The sequence below is a fragment of the Flexivirga sp. genome (assembly GCF_035551235.1).
In the GTDB taxonomy this organism is placed as follows: Bacteria; Actinomycetota; Actinomycetes; order Actinomycetales; family Dermatophilaceae; genus Flexivirga.
In genome coordinates, this window is the sequence record NZ_DASZNO010000019.1 from 248,387 (window position 1) to 265,500 (window position 17,114).

The following is a 17,114-nucleotide window of genomic DNA, read 5'->3' on the forward strand; positions in this document are numbered from 1 at the left end:
ATGCGATGAGTCCCATGCAACGCAAGAAGGACCGCATCGACGCGCTCGCCGCCACTGCCGGCACCGCGGCCGACATACCCGATGCCGGCCACGTCAGCGAGTCCGGCGGGTTGAGCCTGATCGGCAGCGCGTGGCTGCGGCTGCGCCGCAACCCCGTCTTCCTGGTCGGCGCCGCCGTCACGGTGCTGTTCATCCTGCTCGCGATCTTCGCGCCGCTGATCGCTCCGCACAACGGCACCACGAAGTACCTCATCAACCAGGTCACGCCGTCCACGCCCATCCCGCCGTCACAGAACGGCTTCCCGCTGGGCGGCGACGATCAGGGCCGCGACTTCCTGTCCCGGCTCATCCTCGGCTCCCGGCAGACGCTGATCGTCGGTGTGCTGGCGACCCTGGCCGGGCTCACCGGCGGTCTGGTGCTCGGCACCATCGCCGGATCACTCGGCGGGTGGATCGATTCGGTGGTCATGCGCATCGTCGACGTCATGCTCTCGCTGCCGTCGCTGGTCCTCGCGCTCGCCGTCGCCACACTGTTCGGCAAGCCATCCCAGTGGACGCTGATCATCGCGATCTCGATCGTGCAGGTGCCGATCTTCGCCCGGCTGCTGCGTGGCTCGATGCTGACGCAACGCTCCAGTGATCACGTCCTTGCGGCGCGCGCGCTCGGCGTCAAGCCCTCGGCGATCACCTTCCGCCACATGCTGCCCAACTCGCTCGGACCGGTCCTGGTGCAGGCCACGCTGGTGCTGGCAACCGCGATCATCGAGGCGGCCGCACTGAGCTTCCTCGGCCTGGGCAACCCGGACGACTCCTCCCCCGAGTGGGGGCAGATGCTCGGCAAGGCACAGCAGCTCTTCGACATCTCCCCGCACGTGGCCTTCTGGCCGGCCGGCTGCATCGTCGTGGTGGCCTTCGGCTTCACCCTGATGGGCGAGTCGTTGCGAGAAGCCCTCGACCCCAGAAACCGGAGGTGACCGGCATGACCGCCGCAGCACCCGCTCCAAGCAAGACCGACACGCTGCTGTCGGTGCGTGACCTGACCGTCGAGTTCGGCATCAAGGGACAGCAGCGGTTCCGCGCCGTCGATGGGGTCTCCTTCGACGTCCGCCCCGGACAGACCATCGGCCTGGTCGGCGAGTCCGGTTGCGGCAAGTCGGTGACGTCGCTGGCGATCATGGGCCTGTTGCCGAAGCGCGGCAACAAGGTTGCCGGGTCGGCGACCTATGACGGCACCGACCTGCTGACGCTCGACGATCGCGAGATGCGCGACCGGCGTGGCCGGGACATCGCGATGATCTTCCAGGACCCGCTGTCCTCGCTGAACCCCGTCATCTCGATCGGCGTCCAGGTGGCCGAGGTGTTGCAACGGCACCGCGGGATGAAGAAGGCCGCCGCCATGGCCGAGTCGCGGGACCTGTTGGACAAGGTCGGCATCCCCGACCCGAACCGGCGGCTCAAGGAATACGCGCACCAGCTGTCCGGCGGCATGCGCCAACGGGCGCTGATCGCCATGGCGCTGGCCTGCAAGCCGCGCCTGCTGATCGCCGACGAGCCGACCACCGCACTCGACGTCACCATCCAGGCGCAGATCCTCAACCTGCTCAAGGAGTTGGTCGTCGACTCGGGGACGTCGCTGATCATGATCACGCACGACCTGGGTGTCGTCGCCGGACTGTGCGACGAGGTCAACGTCCTGTATGGCGGCCGGATCGTCGAAACCGCCTCTCGGCACGAGACATTCGCCCGTCCACGGCACCCCTACACCAACGGGCTGCTCGGCTCGATCCCGCGGTTGGACGGATCGCGCAGCGAACAACTGGCCGCCATACCCGGGTCCGTCGCGGACAACATCCCGTGGACGTCCGGCTGCGCCTTCGCGCCGCGGTGCTCCCGGGCGATCGACGTGTGCCGCGCCGAGACACCGGCCCTGGAACAGGACGAGCAGTCCATCGAGGACCACGCGCTGCGGTGTCACAACCCGTGGCCGACGGGAGATGAAGCATGAGCGAGACAACGTCCATCCTCGACAAGAAGGACCCGGCGGCCGAGCACGAGGTGCTGCTGGACGCGCGTGACGTGGAGGTCCACTTCCCCATCAAGCGCGGGGTGATCTTCGACAAGACGGTCGGCTACGTCTACGCCGTCGACGGTATGACGCTGCAGATCCGCAAGGGCGAGACCTACGGCCTGGTCGGCGAATCCGGTTGCGGCAAGTCGACATTCGGCCGCGCCCTGCTCCGGCTCGAGGAGCCGACGAACGGCACGGTGACGTTCGCCGGCACCGACCTGTCGACGCTCAAGGGCGAGGCCCTGCGCACCAAGCGCCGCGACATGCAGATGGTCTTCCAGGACCCGCTGTCCAGCCTCGACCCGCGCCAGACTGTCGAGGCGCTGCTGCTGGAGGGCATGCACGCGCACGGGCTGACCAAGGACAAGGAGGCTGCCGGCGCACGGCTGCGCGAGTTGCTCCAGGCGGTCGGACTGCCCGCTGCCGCATTGCGTAAGTACCCCCACGAGTTCTCCGGTGGCCAGCGCCAGCGGATCGGCATCGCCCGGGCGCTGTCGGTCGACCCGCAACTGATCGTGGCCGACGAGCCGGTGAGTGCCCTCGACGTGTCGGTGCAGGCGCAGGTGATCAACCTGCTGGAGGACGTGCAGGAACAGTTCGGCCTCACCTACCTGGTGATCGCGCACGACCTGGCGGTTGTCCGGCACATCAGCGACCGGGTCGGTGTGATGTATCTCGGTTCGCTGGTCGAGGAGGCCGACGCCGACGGGCTCTACGCCACGCCACTGCACCCCTACACCCGCGCGTTGATGTCGGCCGTGCCGATCCCCGACCCGCTGGTCGAGGACCGACGCGAGCAGATCATCCTGGCCGGCGACCTGCCCTCCCCCGCCAATCCGCCGACCGGCTGCCGTTTCCACACCCGCTGCCCGTGGCGGCAGGAGGAGCGCTGCGACACCGAGCGGCCGCAGCTGCGCGTCGTGGAGATCGACGGCGTGCCAGCTGACCACCGAGTGGCATGCCATTACGCCGAGCAGATCCAGTCCGGCGAGATCGAGCGCCACGAGGTCGACGCCATGGCTGTCGACCCTGCCGCAGTCGAGGGCGGACCGGCGGTCAACACCCAGGAGAACGTCGGCGGGCAACCCTTCTCCACCCCCTGAGCACCCACGCAGAAGCCGCCGCCGGATCCCCCGAGGGTCCGACGGCGGCTCTGTGTTGTGGGGACTCGGTCAGCCCATCCCGACCGGCTCACGGACGCTGTATGGCGCAGGGTCGACCGGGCGCGCAGCCGAGCCCTTTCGTCCACGTGACGGCCACCAGGCCCACCGGCCCAGCAACGCCAGGGCCGACGGCAACAGCACGAGCCGAACAACGGTGGCATCCAACAGGATTGCGATGGACAGGCCGACTCCGATCTCCTTCATCTCGACCATCGACAACGTCGCGAAGAGGGCGAAGACCGAGATCATGACCACGGCCGCGCTGGTGACCACACCGGCGGTCTCCTGCACGCCCTCGCGCACCGCGAGCTTCGGCGGCAGTCCCGCGTCGACCTTCTCCTTGATCCGGCTGAGGACGAAGACGTGATAGTCCATCGACAACCCGACCAGCACCGCGAAGAGGAAGATCGGGATCCACGAGATCAGCCCACCGGTGGAGTGGAAGTTCAGCATCGACTCCGCCCAGGTGTGCTGGAATACCGCTGTCAGCACACCGAATGCGGCACCGACCGACAGCAGGTTGAGCGCCATCGTGAGCAGCGCCACCACGATGCTGCGGAAGGTCACCATCATCATCACCAGGGTCAGGCCGAGCACGACGATGAGTACCTTCGGCAGGCCCGCCGACTGGTGTTCCATCTGGTCGTAGCCCTCGGCGACACCGCCGCCCACCGCCCACGTCGTGTCGGATGACGACAGCGCCTGCGGGATCACCGTGGCGCGCAGGTCACGCACTGCGTCACCGGCGGCGAAGGATCCCTCACCGGCCTTGCTGCCCAGCGTGAGCACTGCGGTGTGACCGTCCGAGGAGACCTTGACCGGATCAGCCACGGCCTTCCAGTCACCGGTCGAAATCGCATTGTTCGCAACGATCTTCGCGTCATGCTTCAACTCTGCCGCGTTGTCCCCCTGCAGCACCACGGCAGCGGTCGGACCGTCACCGGGGAACGCCTCACCGATCTGCTGCAACGCACGCACCGCGGGAATGTCGCGCGGCAGCGAGTCCAGGCTGCTGGTCTGCTGCTTCATCCCGAGCGCTGGTATGGCGATCGCTCCGAGGATGACCAGGCCGGTGATCAGCGAAGCCACCGGGCGACGCAGCACCGGACCGAGGACCCGCTTGCTGACCGTGCCCGGCTGCATCCGAGAGGACACCCGCCACAGCAGCGGGATCCGCGGACGGTCCACCTTCGGACCTAGCAGGGACAGCAGGGCAGGAAGCACGGTCAGGGAGCCGAAGACCGCGAAGGCAACCACGATGAGCGAACCGGTCGCGATGGACGAGAAGGTCACGTCGCCGACGGCATACAGGCCGCCCATGCTGACGATGACGGCGATGCCCGACACCACGATCGAGTGCCCGGAGGTCTCGGCGGCGATCTCGACGGCGTCCGCCGCGCTCGCACCGCGTTGCCTCTCCTGGCGCTCACGCTTGAGGTAGAACAGTGAGTAGTCGACACCGACCGCCATACCGATCAACAGGATGACGCTGGTGACGGAGTCCTCCATCGGCAGCAGCAGGGACACCGGCCCCATCAGGCCCATGGTCGCGAAAACGCTTGCAATTGCGAGCAGTACGGGTATGCCGGCCGCGATGAGCGCGGCGAAGACGAGCAGCATCAGCACGATCGTGATCGGCATGCTCTTGGACTCGGCGGACCCGAGGTCGTTCCCGACGCGGGTGTTGATCGCTTCGTTCATGGAGGTGTCACCGGTCTGCACGATCCGCAACCCGGGCGCCCGCGGTTGGGCGTCGTTGACGGCGCGGGTGATGCCGCTGATATCCGGATCCTTGTCATCCGCAACGGTTTTCATCGTGATCGGAACGATCATCAGCTTCTTGTCCGGTGAGACCGCCGGCGGCGCGACCTGCTGGACGTGACTGTCAGTGCGGATGTCCGCAGCGATCCGGTTCGCGGCGACACGGGCGCCGGCCCCGACCTCGCCACCGGATGCACGGGACAGCACGATGAACTCGGAGTCCGGCGCATCGAGCCCGGCCTTCTCGATCTGTGCGGCGGCGGTGCCGGACTGGCCGATGCGGTAGTCGGCAGCGGTGGTGGTGTTCATGGAGACTGCGGCGCCGCACGCGACGGCCGCGACCACCAGAAGCATCCAGGTGCCGACGGCACGCCACGGGTGGCGCACGCTCCAGCGAGCAATTCTGAGTGTGAACCCGGCCTTCTTCACGGCTGTGGTCCCCCTTCTTCGATGAGCAGCGGCCGGGCGAATCCCGACCGTGGTCAACACTTGTCGGCTCACGCGCTGAAGTCAGTGACGGCAGCACCACACTTGGGGTAGGGCTAGCACCACCATCGGAAGTGGGACTGGGACGCCTGTGCCAGGGCCCGTGACAGGTCAGGATGGGGGCGTGCAATCAACCGCCGGCCGCCCGCAGCTCATGCTGGCCCACTTCGTCGCCATACTTCTCGCCGCTCCGACGCTCGCGATGATGGTGCTGACCCTGGTCGGCACGGTCACCGCGCCGCTGGGGGTCGGCCTCCTGCTGCTGTCCGTCGCGGTCCCCACGACCCGACTGCTCGCGACCGGCCAACGCGGCATCGCCGAGGTGGCACTGCAGGAACCCATCACGAGGGAGTACCGCGACACCAGTGGCCTCGGGCTGATCAATCGGATCCAGCAGTGGGCACGTGACCCGGCCCGGTGGCGGGATCTCCTCTGGGAGCTGGCGTCGGTGACGATCGGCTTCACGTTGTCGGTGCTGAGCATCGCGCTGTTCCTCTACCCGATCTGGTCGATCGTGTGGTTCGGGCTGTGGAAGGGGCTTCCGGACGTCTTCGACCAGCCGTACGGCATGCAGATCACGACGACGCCGCAAGCGGTCGGTGTCTCAGCCGGCGGCGTCGTGATCGGTGCACTGCTGTGGTGGTTCACCGCAAAGCCGATCGCCCGGTGGCGTTTCGGCCTGGACGCGTACCTGCTCGGGTTGTCCCGAAAGGAGGTGCTCGCTCGTCGCGTCCAGGAGGTCACCACGTCCCGTGCGCAGGGCGCGGACGCGGCTGCCGCCGAGTTGCGCCGTGTCGAGCGTGACCTGCACGACGGCGCCCAGGCGCGGTTGGTCGCGCTCGGGATGAACCTCGGGCTCGCCGCCGAACTCATCGAGAAGGACCCGGACGCCGCGCGTCAACTGCTGCTGGAGGCGCGGGACAACTCCGGGGTCGCGTTGCAGGACATCCGGTCGGTGGTGCGCGGAATCCACCCGCCGGTGCTGGCCGACCGTGGGCTGGCCGACGCCATACGCGCTGTTGCCGTCGACCTGCCGATCGATTTCGATCTCGACCTGCGGCCGCCACCGCTGTCCCTGCCGCTGGAGTCGGCCGTCTACTTCGGCATCGCCGAGTGCCTGGCCAACATGGGCAAGCACGCGCGCGCCACCGCCGGCTGGGTCCGTATGGCGCCCCGCGCCGGTCTGCTGTACGTCGAGATCGGCGACAACGGCGTCGGCGGTGCCGACCCGCGCGGCAGCGGCATACAGGGGGTTGCCGGACGGCTCGCGGTGTTCGACGGCACGATGGTGGTGTCGAGCCCGCCCGGTGGGCCGACCATCGTGACCATGGAGGTGCCGTGCGCGCAGTGATCGGGGAGGACCACGCGCTGCTGCGTGACGGCCTGGAGCGCATCCTGAGCGCCCACGACATCGAAGTCGTGGCCACTGCCGACAACGCGCCGAGCCTGGTCCGGGCGCTGCGCGAGCACTCCCCCGACATCGCCATCGTCGACGTGCGTATGCCGCCGACGCTCACCGACGAAGGACTGCGCGTCGCGATCGAGGCGCGCCAGGAACAACCCGGCCTGCCCGTCCTCGTGTTGTCGCAGTATGTCGAGAACCTTTACGCCCGAGAGCTTCTCGAGGATGGGGACGGTGGCGTCGGCTACCTGTTGAAGGACCGCGTCTCGGACGTCGGCGCCTTCATCGAGGCGGTGCATCAGGTCGCCGGCGGCGGGACCGTGCTGGACCCGACCGTCGTACGCCAGCTGATCGCGCGACGCCCGCAGGGCAGCAAGATGGACCGGCTCACCGACCGCGAACGCGAGGTGCTCGGCCAGATGGCGGAAGGGCGCTCCAATGCTGCGATCGCCGGCGCGCTCTTCGTCACCGAGAAGGCCATCAGCAAGCACACCAACGCGATCTTCACCAAGCTCGACCTGCCGGTCTCCAGCGACGACAACCGCCGCGTACTGGCCGTCCTCGCTTACCTCAACGGCTGACTAATCACAGCCTTTCCTGCGTGGACAGGAGCAGCAGATCGGGGCAGAGTCGTCTGTATGAGCAGACTATTGACCGACGAGGAGATCACGCGACAGCTGGCTGAACTCGACGGCTGGTCGCGTGACGGTGACACGATCCGGTCCGTGTACAAAGCAACGTCATTCGCTCGTGCGATCGAGTTCGTGCACCTGGTTGCGGCGGACGCCGATCACATGGACCACCACCCGGACATCGAGATCTCATACACCACCGTTCGCTGGGCATTGTCCACACACAGCGAGGGGGGCATCACGCAGCTCGACATCGAGTTGGCGCATCGGATCATCGAGGCGGCGCAGCAGACCGGCGCGCAGGTGGCCGAGTGACGTCATCGGTCGAACCGCACGAGGGCGAGTTGCAGGACGAGGGGCTCAACAGCCGCCTCAACTGGCTGCGTGCCGGTGTCCTCGGTGCCAATGACGGCATCGTCAGTGTGGCGGGGATCGTCGCCGGTGTCGCCGGTGCCACGACCAGTCGCAACAACATCGCGATCGCGGGTATCGCCGGTCTCGTTGCGGGCGCATTGTCAATGGCGGCAGGCGAATACGTCTCGGTGAGCACTCAGCGCGACAGCGAGCGCGCGATGCTGCGCAAGGAGAAGCAGGAGCTGCACGAACTCCCCGAGGAGGAGCTCGAGGAGTTGACGCAGATCTACCAGGCGAAGGGCTTGCGGCGCGAGCTCGCAGCGCAGGTCGCCGAGGAACTCACGGCGCACGACGCACTGGGTGCGCATGCCGAGGCCGAGTTGGGCATCGACCCCGACGACCTGACCAATCCGTGGCACGCCGCGGGGGCGTCATTCCTCGCGTTCACCGTCGGTGCGCTGATCCCGTTGATCGCGATCCTCCTGCCGGGCCCCGCCCTGCGCGTGCCGATCTGTTTTGTGGCCGTGGCGATAGCGCTCGTGATCACCGGTGCCGTGAGCGCCCGGCTGGGTGAGGCGCCGACACGCCCCGCCGTCATACGCAACGTGCTCGGCGGCATGCTCGCCATGGCGATCACGTATGGCGTCGGAAGTCTTGTCGGCACCGCGGTCTGATTACCGGTTGGTCGGGCCTCCCTGACCGTGTCAGTTGAGTTGTCGATGCGTGCGCGCACGCGCCGAGGTTCGGCCGAATGTCGCTCCACACTGATCGACCATGCTGTACCTCTAGGGCATGATTAACGAGGAAGCTCGCGTGCGTCGATGGGAGGCATGGGCCGACTGGCCGCTGACCGGGATCGCGCTGCTGTTCCTGGTCGCATATGCCATGCCGATCCTGAACACTCACCTGTCGCATCGCTGGAATCGTTTCTACGACGTCGTCACGTGGGCGTCGTGGACGGCTTTTGCCATGGACTACGTCGTCCGACTGGGTCTGGCTCGTCGACGCTTCGCGTTTGTCAAAGGCAACCTGATTGATCTCGTGGCGGTGGTATTGCCAATGTTGAGACCGCTTCGTCTACTGCGGGTGCTCCACACTGGTCAATATTCTCAGCCGCCGAACCGGAAGCTCGTTGCGCGGTCGGGTCGGCTTCTATGTCACGGGCTCGATGACCCTGCTCTTGTTCGTCGGCGCGCTTGCGGTATTGGATGCCGAACGAACGGCGCCCGGCTCCAGCATCCAGTCCTTCGGCGAAGCTCTGTGGTGGTCGCTCGTCACCGTCAGCACCGTCGGGTACGGCGACTTCTACCCGGTCACCACCACCGGCCGGTTGGTCGGTGCGGGGTTAATGGTCGCCGGCATAGCGCTTCTCGGTGTCGTGACGGCTTCCGTAGCAACGTGGTTCATCGACAAAGTGCGTGAGATTGACACAGACGCCGATGCCGCGACCCGCCGAGATATCGCCGAACTCAACGCGAAGATCGACGCGCTGCACGCGCTACTGAACCAACGCGACAGCACTTCCAAGTGACAACGAGCCCGCGGCTGCCCGCCGGGACCCATCGGGTGCATCCGCATTGCATCTAACGGGCGGCCCGTGTGCATTGCGCGCTACACCAACGCTATGAAGAATGCATAAATTTGTTCGATTACCCCTGTACGACAGCAGATGCTTTTGGTATCCTTTAGGTACGCGAAAACGCAAGTGGGGGAAGGGAATTCGGCGATGAACATCAATTCGATGATGCGCGATCCTGTCCCTGCTTGCGGTGCTGGTGACCCGGAGGAGTTCCCGGCCGCGGAGCCGGGTCGCGGGCCAGAGGTGCTGGCCATCCTGCGAGCTGCCGCGCGGGTGGTGGACGAGGTCCCAGGTGCGATGCACCAGCTGGGCGAGGACCAGGAGAACGAACTGGTGTCGCTCCTGTTGCGGTTACACGGCCGGTCCGCGCAGGTCGCCACCATCGTCACCTCCGATGCGGTGGGGCGGGGCACGGTCGAGAAGGCTCCTGCTGCGACGACGAGCCAGTGGCTGATGGGGCACTTGGCTGGTGGTGTGCCGGTCGAACCGAAAACGGTGCGGGCGATGGCCTCGGTGGCCGATGCGTGCCGGGTCCGGAAGAACTCGGTGATCGCACGGGCGTTGCGGGACGGTGCGTGTTCGGTGGAATCCGCACGCACCGCCCTGACCCAGGCGGACAAGGTCGCACCTGTGATCCCGACCGCGGACCGGGACGAGATCCTCGGGTGGTTCCTGCAACTCGACCCCGCACTCGGTGCCGCCGGCCTGACCCAGCTGACCCGGCGGATCATCGCCAAATTCGCCCCCGACGAACTCTCGAACAAGGACGAGAAACTCGAGAACACCGAATCGTTGACCTGGTCCACCACCGCCACCGGCATGACCCGACTCGTGGCGGAGTTGTCCCCGGCGAACGCCGCGATCCTGAAAGAAGCGATCACCGCCAAATCCGCACCCAGACCTGCCAGGTCGACCGAGAAGGCCGCGCCCGCGGACGCGGACGGAACCGACAAGACCGATCACGGCGACGGTGTGTCTCCGGCTGGTCGGACCGGCGGGACCGGTGCCGCGTTCGGGCTCCGCCCCGACGGCACGGAGCAGGGTTCCGACGATGCTCCCAAAGCTAACGGTGAGTCGGTGCGTGACGAGCGGTCGCCCGGTAAGCGCCGGGCCGACGCGCTCATGGAACTGGTCGGTGCCGGCGCCCGGGCCGCGACCGGTGAAGGCACCCAAGCCAGCGCCGCCACCATCCTCTTGACGATGAGCCTGCAGGACCTGCTGAACGGCCACGGCGCCACCACCGCCACCGGCGACCTGATCGACGCCGGCGCCGCACGCCGATTCGCGTGCACCGCCGACCTCATCCCCGCCGTCCTCGGCGGACCCAGCCAACCCCTCGACGTCGGCCGGCGAGAACGCCTGGCCACCAAAGCCATTAGGGCCGCGGTGATCCTGCGCGACGGCGGCTGCACCTTCCCAGGCTGCGACCGACCACCAGGATTCTGCGAAATCCACCACATCACACCCTGGTGGGCCGGCGGCGACACCTCCCTCGCCGATTCCGCACTCCTATGCGGCCGCCACCATCACACCGTGCACCGGCAGGGCTACACCGCCCAAGTTCTCCCCGACCGGGTCGAATGGGACCTGACCCCCGGCCGCATGCCCGGCCACCACAACACCGCAGCCTGAGCACGATCCACGGGCGGGACCTCAAGATGCGGGGCCTCGAAACGGGCTTCCCCCGCTTCGCTCCTCCGCCCTCCTCGGCCACCTCTGAAACGCCTGCGCGGCTGCGCCCTTCCGGGCCTCGGCCACCGCGGCCTTGACAGCGAACCCGAACAGGCGACGCCCAACGGGCGTCGGGTGCGTCGTCGGGCCGGGCCAATGCAGACAGCGGAGCGCCAGCGCGCGAGGCGACGACCTTGACTGACGAGACGACCGAGCGAGCTTGCGAGCCGGTCGAATCGACAGTCAGGCGAGGAGCCAAGTCAAGGGCACAGCGAACGGAGTGAGACCGGCACGGCGGCGTAGCCGGCGCCATCAAGGTGAGCACACGAAGCGGAACCTCGAGACGCCTCCCCCCGCTTCGCTCGTCCGACTCCTCGATCACCCCGGAAACGCCTGCGTTTAACCGCCGACCCGATCACGATCGACAGCCGACCCGGCCCGCTTGAGGATCCGAGTGACCGGCTCCGCCTGCACCTGCGCCACTCCGTCCAGCCGACCGACATCCTCGGAAATGAAGCGATACAGGCCGTCGCTGTCGGCGAACGCAACCGTGGCGATGAGGCTGGTGGCACCGGTCGTGGCGCCGCAGAACCGAACCGCCGGATGCGCTCCCAGCGCCTCACCGACTGAGTGCAACTGAGCCGGCGCGACCGTGAGCATGATGCGGGTCGACAACGGCATACCGAAGGCGACCTCGTCGATATCGACGTCGAAGTAGAGCACACTCGCTTCGCGCAATTCGTTGACCCGCCTACGAATCCGAGCCTCTGTCCAGTCGCCGCCCACGGCGGCGCGCAGCTCGGCATACGTCGCTCGCCCGTCGGCCATCAGGACACTCAACAGTGACTCGTCAGCCGAGGTCAGCTCGACCCTGCGATCGGTGCGCGCCGGCGCTGCTCCGAGCCGCGCTTCGTCAGCCGCGGTCAGAAAGGTCTCACCGATCCGCCAGTCACGCGTCGTGGAACCTCGGAACACATGCAGCACCATGGCCGCTTCGATCCCGGTGACCGGCACTGTCCGGGGCAGTTGCCGCAGCAGCAGCTGATCCTGATCGCCCAAAGTCCGCGGCCGCAGCACGCAGTAGACCTCGGTCCCACCGCCCATCACGGCGACCCACTGCGTGTCATCGCGTGCCGCGAGCGCTCGACCCACGTTGACGGCGGCATCCGGGCGACAGAAGAGTCGCAGCATCCAATTCTGCCGGCCGAACGGGGTCGGGTCGGCGAAACCGATCACCCGCACGGCACCCGCGGCACGCAACCGCCGGTAGCGACGCGCCACCGTCTGCTCCGAGACGTCGAGCACCGATCCGATCACCGCGAAGGAAGCGCGCGGCGCGACCTGCAGACAATGCGTGATCTTCACGTCCAACGCATCCGCAGTGACGGATTTCGATGTTGGCTCGCGTTTCATGTCGGAAATCTACGCCAACGTCATCCTGGCTGGCATACCCCTCGACGGTGCCGGAGTCTGGTCCTCGACGGCTCGTGTCGATCTCCGGGCCGCTCGCCCGTCATCTCCCCAGAACGCACCATGCCCAACCGACAGGACCGATACCTCATGCGCAAATGGCTACCGCTCACCACGATCTGCATCGGCACACTGATGCTGCTGGTCGACGTGACCATCGTCAACGTCGCCCTCCCCGACATGGCTGTCAACCTGCACACGAGCTTCAGCTCGTTGCAGTGGGTCGTCGACATCTACGCCCTCGTGCTCGCCGCGTTCCTGCTCGGCATCGGCTCCTTCGCCGACCGGGTCGGCCATCGATCGATGTATGTCGCGGGTCTATCCCTGTTCGCAATCGCCTCAGCCGCATCAGGATTCGCGAACGACGCCACCGTGCTGATCGTCGCGCGCGGCGTGCAGGGCCTGGGCGGCGCTGCCATGTTCGCGACGACCTTCGCACTGCTCAACAGCAGCTACACCGGCCGCGATCGCGGCACGGCATACGGCGTGTGGGGCGCCGTGTCGGGCGCTGCCGCCGCGATCGGTCCGATCGCCGGCGGACTGCTCACCGAGCACCTGTCCTGGCGGTGGATCTTCTTCGTCAACCTGCCCTTCGCCATCGCCGCCATCGCACTCTGCTTCCTCGTCCTCGGCACCGGCAGCCGCCATCGCGCCCCGCTGGACCCGGTCGGCATGGTCACCTTCACCGTGTTCGCGGCAGCCCTCACCTACGGCCTGATCCGGTCCAACGAAGCCGGCTGGGGTGACGGCGTCGTCCTGGCGTCCTTCGCCGGCTCGCTGGTCATGCTCGTCGCGTTCCTGGCATGCGAGTCGCGGGTCGAGCACCCAATGTTCGACCTGGCCCTGCTGCGCAACCGGGTTTTCGCGGGATGTTTGATCGCCGGATTCGTCCTTTCTGCAGCGGCTTTCGCGTATCTGACGTACGCCTCGATCTGGCTGCAGTCGGTACGGGACATGTCGCCGGTGGAGGCCGGACTCGTGACGCTGCCGTTGGCAGTTGCCGCCTTCGTGACCAGTGCCACGGTTGGCCGACTGTTGCACGGCGACCGCAGTTGGCTGGCCATCGGTCTCGGCATCGGACTGACCGGTCTCGGCGGTCTGGTGGTCGCTGCACAGCTGAGCGGTGCGGATGTCACCTGGACCGCATTGATCGCGGGCCTGACCGTGACCGGCGTCGGAACCGGGCTCGCCGCGCCGACCCTGAGCTCGACCGCAATGTCCGTCGTACCCCTCGAGCGCGGCGGTATGGCGGCAGGTGCGGTGAACACCGCACGCCAGTTGGGCTTCGCTCTCGGGATCGCCGCACTGGGAACGCTTTTCGCAGCCCGCATCCAGTCGTCGCTGACCGCGCACTCATTCCCGCGCGCATCCGATGCCTCCAACGAGATCGCCGGCGGACAGGCGCACGCCGTGCTGGCGCAGGCCCCGATCGACGCCCGGGCAACGACGGAGCACCTCATCCACCTGACCTCCGTCGACGGCCTCCAGCTGACCGCTCTGGTCGCCGGGGTGCTCGGAGTAGTCGGAGGTCTGGTTGCGGGAGCGCTCATCCGGCCTGCTGCACGTCCCTCCGCTCAGGAGGTCGCGGACGACGTGTCGCCGACCCGGCATACGCTTCCTGTATGACGATTCTCGACGCGACCATCGCCCGCCTCGACGGCACCGCCGGCACCCTTGCCGACCTCACCGGGAAGCGTCCCGCACTGCTGGTGAACGTCGCCAGCAAGTGCGGGCTCACCCCGCAGTACACCGCGCTGGAACAACTCCAGAAGGATTACGAATCACAGCAATTCACCGTGATCGGCTTCCCGTGCAACCAGTTCGCGGGCCAGGAGCCCGGATCGGCCGAGGAGATCCAGGAGTTCTGCAGCGCGACGTACGGCGTGACGTTCCCGTTGACCGAGAAGGTCGAAGTGAACGGCGAGGGCCGGCACCCCATCTACCAGGAGCTGATCCAGGCCGCCGACGAGGACGGTCGCAACGGCGACATCCAGTGGAACTTCGAGAAGTTCGTGATCGACGCCGACGGTGCGGTGGTCCAGCGATTCAGCCCGCAGGTCACCCCGGACGACCCGCGCGTGCTCGAAGCGATCAAGTCCGCGCTCGGGTGACCCCAGGCGTGTCCACTCCCGGTCCGTGAGGCGCCCCGACCCATCCGGGTCACTGAGCGCGCCGAACCACCTGCATGACGGATGCGCTCTTCGCACGAGTCCGGGCCGCGCTGTCCGGATTGATCTCGGTCGCTGTCGGACTCGCCGCCGGCCAGTTGGTTGCCGCAGCTCGTGACCCGGCCACCTCACCGGTCCTGGCCGTAGGCTCCGCGGTCATCGACCGCACGCCGACTTCGTTGAAGGACTGGGTGATTCGCCAGTTCGGCACCCACGACAAGCTCGTGTTGCTGTCCTCGGTCGTTGCCGCCGTACTGATCGGCGCGCTGGTTTCCGGGGTGGTTGCACGCAGAAGGGTTGTCGGCGGTGCCGCCATACAGGTCGCGATGTTGGTGGTTGCGGGCTACGCCGTGTTGGACCGGCCGTTCACCCAGCTCTCGGACCTCCTGCCGACCATCGTCGCCGGGCTCGTATCCCTGATGGTCCTGCTGGTGCTGCTCTGGTTGGACCAGCATCCGACCCTGCGCAGGCTGATCGGCCCAACGCCGCGCACGTCCGGCACGAACACCATCGGCGCCAGTCGACGCGCGTTCGTCGTCGCGACGGGAGTCGGCACCACGGCGGCTGTTGTCGGATTTCTCGGCGCCAAGGGACTCGCCGACTCCCGATCGGGCGTCAACGTGCACATTCCTGCACCCGCCGAACGCGCTCCGTCGTTACCCCGCGGCCTGGACAGCACGGTCCCCGGCGTGACTCCACTGCGCACGCCCAACACGAAGTTCTACCGCGTCGACACGGAGCTGTCCGTGCCGACCCTGGACCCTGAGCACTGGTCACTCCAGATCGATGGAGATGTCGAAAACCCCTATGAAATAAGCTATTCGGAACTCCTGAGACGGCCCCTCGTCGAGCGAAACATCACCATCACCTGCGTGAGCAACCCGGTCGGTGGCGGGTATGCCGGAGGCGCAACCTGGCGCGGCGTGCTGACACGCGACCTGCTGAAAGAAGCCCGGATCAAGAACCCGGACCGACCCGATCTGCAGGTCCTCAGCACCTCGTTCAACGGTTTCACCATCAGCACCCCGCTCGGCGCGCTGACCGATGATCGCGACGCCATGCTCGCGGTGGCCATGAATGGCGCACCGCTCCCCCGCACACACGGCTTTCCGGCGCGGCTCGTGACACCGGGCCTCTACGGGATGCTCGGCTGCACCAAATGGGTCACGCGGCTGACGGTGACGACCTACGCGGACAAGAAGGCGTATTGGACCGAACGCGGCTGGACGACCAGCGGTGAGATCAAGCCCACCGCACGCATCGACGTCCCCCAGTCGTTCGCCTCCGTGAAGGCGGGGCGCGTCATGGTCGGCGGCACGGCCTGGGCCCAGCGTCGCGGCGTGGCACGAGTGCAGGTCAGCATCGACGCTGGCGCGTGGCATGAAGCGACGATGGGTCCGGACGTCAATGTCGACTACTGGCGCCAGTGGTACTTCGCATGGAACACCTCGCAGAAGGGCACCCACAGTGTCCGCGCCCGGGTCGTCTACGGCGACGGCCAGGTGCAGACCGCCAAGCGTGCAGGGGTATTCCCGAACGGCTCCAGCGGCATCGAGGAGAGAAGTTTCGTCGTCCACTGAAGCTTCACGGAGGTTCTTGCGCAGCGACCCATCCAACCGACCATCGACTCCGAATCACCAGTGTTCTCAGGCACACACACCACTCGTAGGAGTTGAATTCCCATGAAGTCCCGTCTCACCCTCTCGCTGGGCACCGCCGCCGTACTGGCCGCTTCCCTCAGCGCATGTGGCTCGTCCGGTTCGAGCGGCGCCGGTGGCAGCAGCGCCGCCGGCAGCTCGATGGCGAGTTCGATGGCGAGCTCATCGGCCATGAAGTCGAGCGGAGGAGACTCGAGCATGGGCGGCGGCGCCGCCAACGCGTCGAAGCCGTTCGGCCCCGCGTGCTCGACGGTTCCCAAGAGCGGCAAGGGCTCATTCAGCGGTATGGCGCAGGACCCGGTGGCGACTGCAGCGTCGAACAACCCGGCCCTGTCGACGCTCGTCACTGCGGTCAAGAAGGCGGGCCTGGTCGACACCCTCAACAGTGCACCGGCCCTGACGGTCTTCGCACCGGCCAACTCGGCGTTCGCCAAACTGCCCAAGGCGCAGCTGAACGCGGTCCTCGCCGACAAGGCGAAGCTGTCCACGCTGCTCACCGGTCACGTCGTCAAGGGCCGGCTGACACCGAAGCAGCTGTCCGGCGACCACAAGTCGCTCGCCGGCACCACCATCAAGGTGTCCGGCTCCGGTGACAAGTTCACCGTCGACGGCAACTCCAAGGTCGTGTGCGGCAACGTGCAGACGTCCAATGCCACGGTGTACATCGTCGACACCGTGTTGATGGGCAAGTAGGACCGATCG

15 protein-coding genes are annotated in these 17,114 nt (G+C 67.1%); 13 read left to right on the forward strand and 2 right to left on the reverse strand.

The annotated features are described in order from the left end of the window. Positions 1–14 precede the first annotated feature (14 nt). From VG502_RS04230 to VG502_RS04240, 3 genes are read left to right on the forward strand one after another with little or no spacing between them, the layout of a single operon-like run. On the forward strand, positions 15–974 hold the full coding sequence (locus VG502_RS04230) for an ABC transporter permease (RefSeq protein ID WP_414655698.1): 960 nt from the start codon (positions 15–17) through the stop codon (positions 972–974). Positions 975–979: 5 nt separating this feature from the next. Beyond that, a complete protein-coding gene (locus VG502_RS04235; RefSeq protein WP_325548780.1) occupies positions 980–2,005 on the forward strand; it encodes an ABC transporter ATP-binding protein in 1,026 nt (341 codons plus the stop codon). Beyond that, positions 2,002–3,171 (forward strand): ABC transporter ATP-binding protein, encoded by a 1,170-nt coding sequence (locus tag VG502_RS04240; RefSeq protein WP_325548781.1) that lies wholly within the window; start codon positions 2,002–2,004, stop codon positions 3,169–3,171. Before VG502_RS04235 ends, VG502_RS04240 begins: the two co-directional genes overlap by 4 nt. 69 nt (positions 3,172–3,240) lie before the next feature. Here the strand turns inward: VG502_RS04240 and VG502_RS04245 are convergent, their stop codons facing one another. Next, positions 3,241–5,301: an MMPL family transporter gene (locus VG502_RS04245; protein ID WP_325548782.1), complete on the reverse strand. Its 2,061-nt coding sequence runs from the start codon at positions 5,299–5,301 to the stop codon at positions 3,241–3,243. A gap of 301 nt (positions 5,302–5,602) precedes the next feature. Between VG502_RS04245 and VG502_RS04250 the strand changes: the two genes are divergently transcribed. From VG502_RS04250 to VG502_RS04275, 6 genes are all read left to right on the forward strand, one after another. Next, complete coding sequence (locus tag VG502_RS04250; protein ID WP_325548783.1) at positions 5,603–6,829, forward strand: sensor histidine kinase; 1,227 nt, start codon at positions 5,603–5,605, stop codon at positions 6,827–6,829. Next, positions 6,817–7,461: a response regulator transcription factor gene (locus VG502_RS04255; RefSeq protein WP_325548784.1), complete on the forward strand. Its 645-nt coding sequence runs from the start codon at positions 6,817–6,819 to the stop codon at positions 7,459–7,461. The genes VG502_RS04250 and VG502_RS04255 overlap by 13 nt, the downstream gene beginning before the upstream one ends. Before the next feature lie 57 nt (positions 7,462–7,518). Continuing rightward, positions 7,519–7,827 carry a 4a-hydroxytetrahydrobiopterin dehydratase gene (locus VG502_RS04260; protein WP_325548785.1) on the forward strand — a complete coding sequence of 103 codons (309 nt, stop codon included), beginning with the start codon at positions 7,519–7,521 and terminating at the stop codon, positions 7,825–7,827. Then, the gene (locus tag VG502_RS04265; protein WP_325548786.1) at positions 7,824–8,540 is read left to right on the forward strand and encodes a VIT1/CCC1 transporter family protein; all 717 of its coding nucleotides are present in this window, start codon (positions 7,824–7,826) and stop codon (positions 8,538–8,540) included. The genes VG502_RS04260 and VG502_RS04265 overlap by 4 nt, the downstream gene beginning before the upstream one ends. 494 nt (positions 8,541–9,034) lie before the next feature. After that, positions 9,035–9,397 carry a potassium channel family protein gene (locus tag VG502_RS04270; RefSeq protein ID WP_325548787.1) on the forward strand — a complete coding sequence of 121 codons (363 nt, stop codon included), beginning with the start codon at positions 9,035–9,037 and terminating at the stop codon, positions 9,395–9,397. Between the two features lie 195 nt (positions 9,398–9,592). Continuing rightward, on the forward strand, positions 9,593–11,077 hold the full coding sequence (locus tag VG502_RS04275) for an HNH endonuclease signature motif containing protein (RefSeq protein WP_325548788.1): 1,485 nt from the start codon (positions 9,593–9,595) through the stop codon (positions 11,075–11,077). A gap of 438 nt (positions 11,078–11,515) precedes the next feature. Here VG502_RS04275 and VG502_RS04280 read toward each other — a convergent pair whose 3' ends face one another. Continuing rightward, positions 11,516–12,529: an AsnC family transcriptional regulator gene (locus VG502_RS04280; protein ID WP_325548789.1), complete on the reverse strand. Its 1,014-nt coding sequence runs from the start codon at positions 12,527–12,529 to the stop codon at positions 11,516–11,518. A gap of 147 nt (positions 12,530–12,676) precedes the next feature. On the opposite strand from VG502_RS04280, the gene VG502_RS04285 reads away from it, so the two are divergent. The 4 genes from VG502_RS04285 to VG502_RS04300 all read left to right on the forward strand — a co-directional run bounded on the left by VG502_RS04285 (position 12,677) and on the right by VG502_RS04300 (position 17,105). Next, positions 12,677–14,212, forward strand: a complete 1,536-nt coding sequence (locus tag VG502_RS04285; RefSeq protein ID WP_325548790.1) for an MFS transporter — start codon at positions 12,677–12,679, stop codon at positions 14,210–14,212. Further along, positions 14,209–14,697, forward strand: coding sequence for a glutathione peroxidase (locus tag VG502_RS04290; protein WP_325548791.1), 489 nt, complete (start codon positions 14,209–14,211; stop codon positions 14,695–14,697). Before VG502_RS04285 ends, VG502_RS04290 begins: the two co-directional genes overlap by 4 nt. A 74-nt stretch (positions 14,698–14,771) precedes the next feature. Further along, positions 14,772–16,334, forward strand: coding sequence for a molybdopterin-dependent oxidoreductase (locus tag VG502_RS04295; protein ID WP_325548792.1), 1,563 nt, complete (start codon positions 14,772–14,774; stop codon positions 16,332–16,334). A gap of 102 nt (positions 16,335–16,436) precedes the next feature. Continuing rightward, positions 16,437–17,105: a fasciclin domain-containing protein gene (locus VG502_RS04300; protein WP_325548793.1), complete on the forward strand. Its 669-nt coding sequence runs from the start codon at positions 16,437–16,439 to the stop codon at positions 17,103–17,105. Positions 17,106–17,114: the final 9 nt, after the last annotated feature.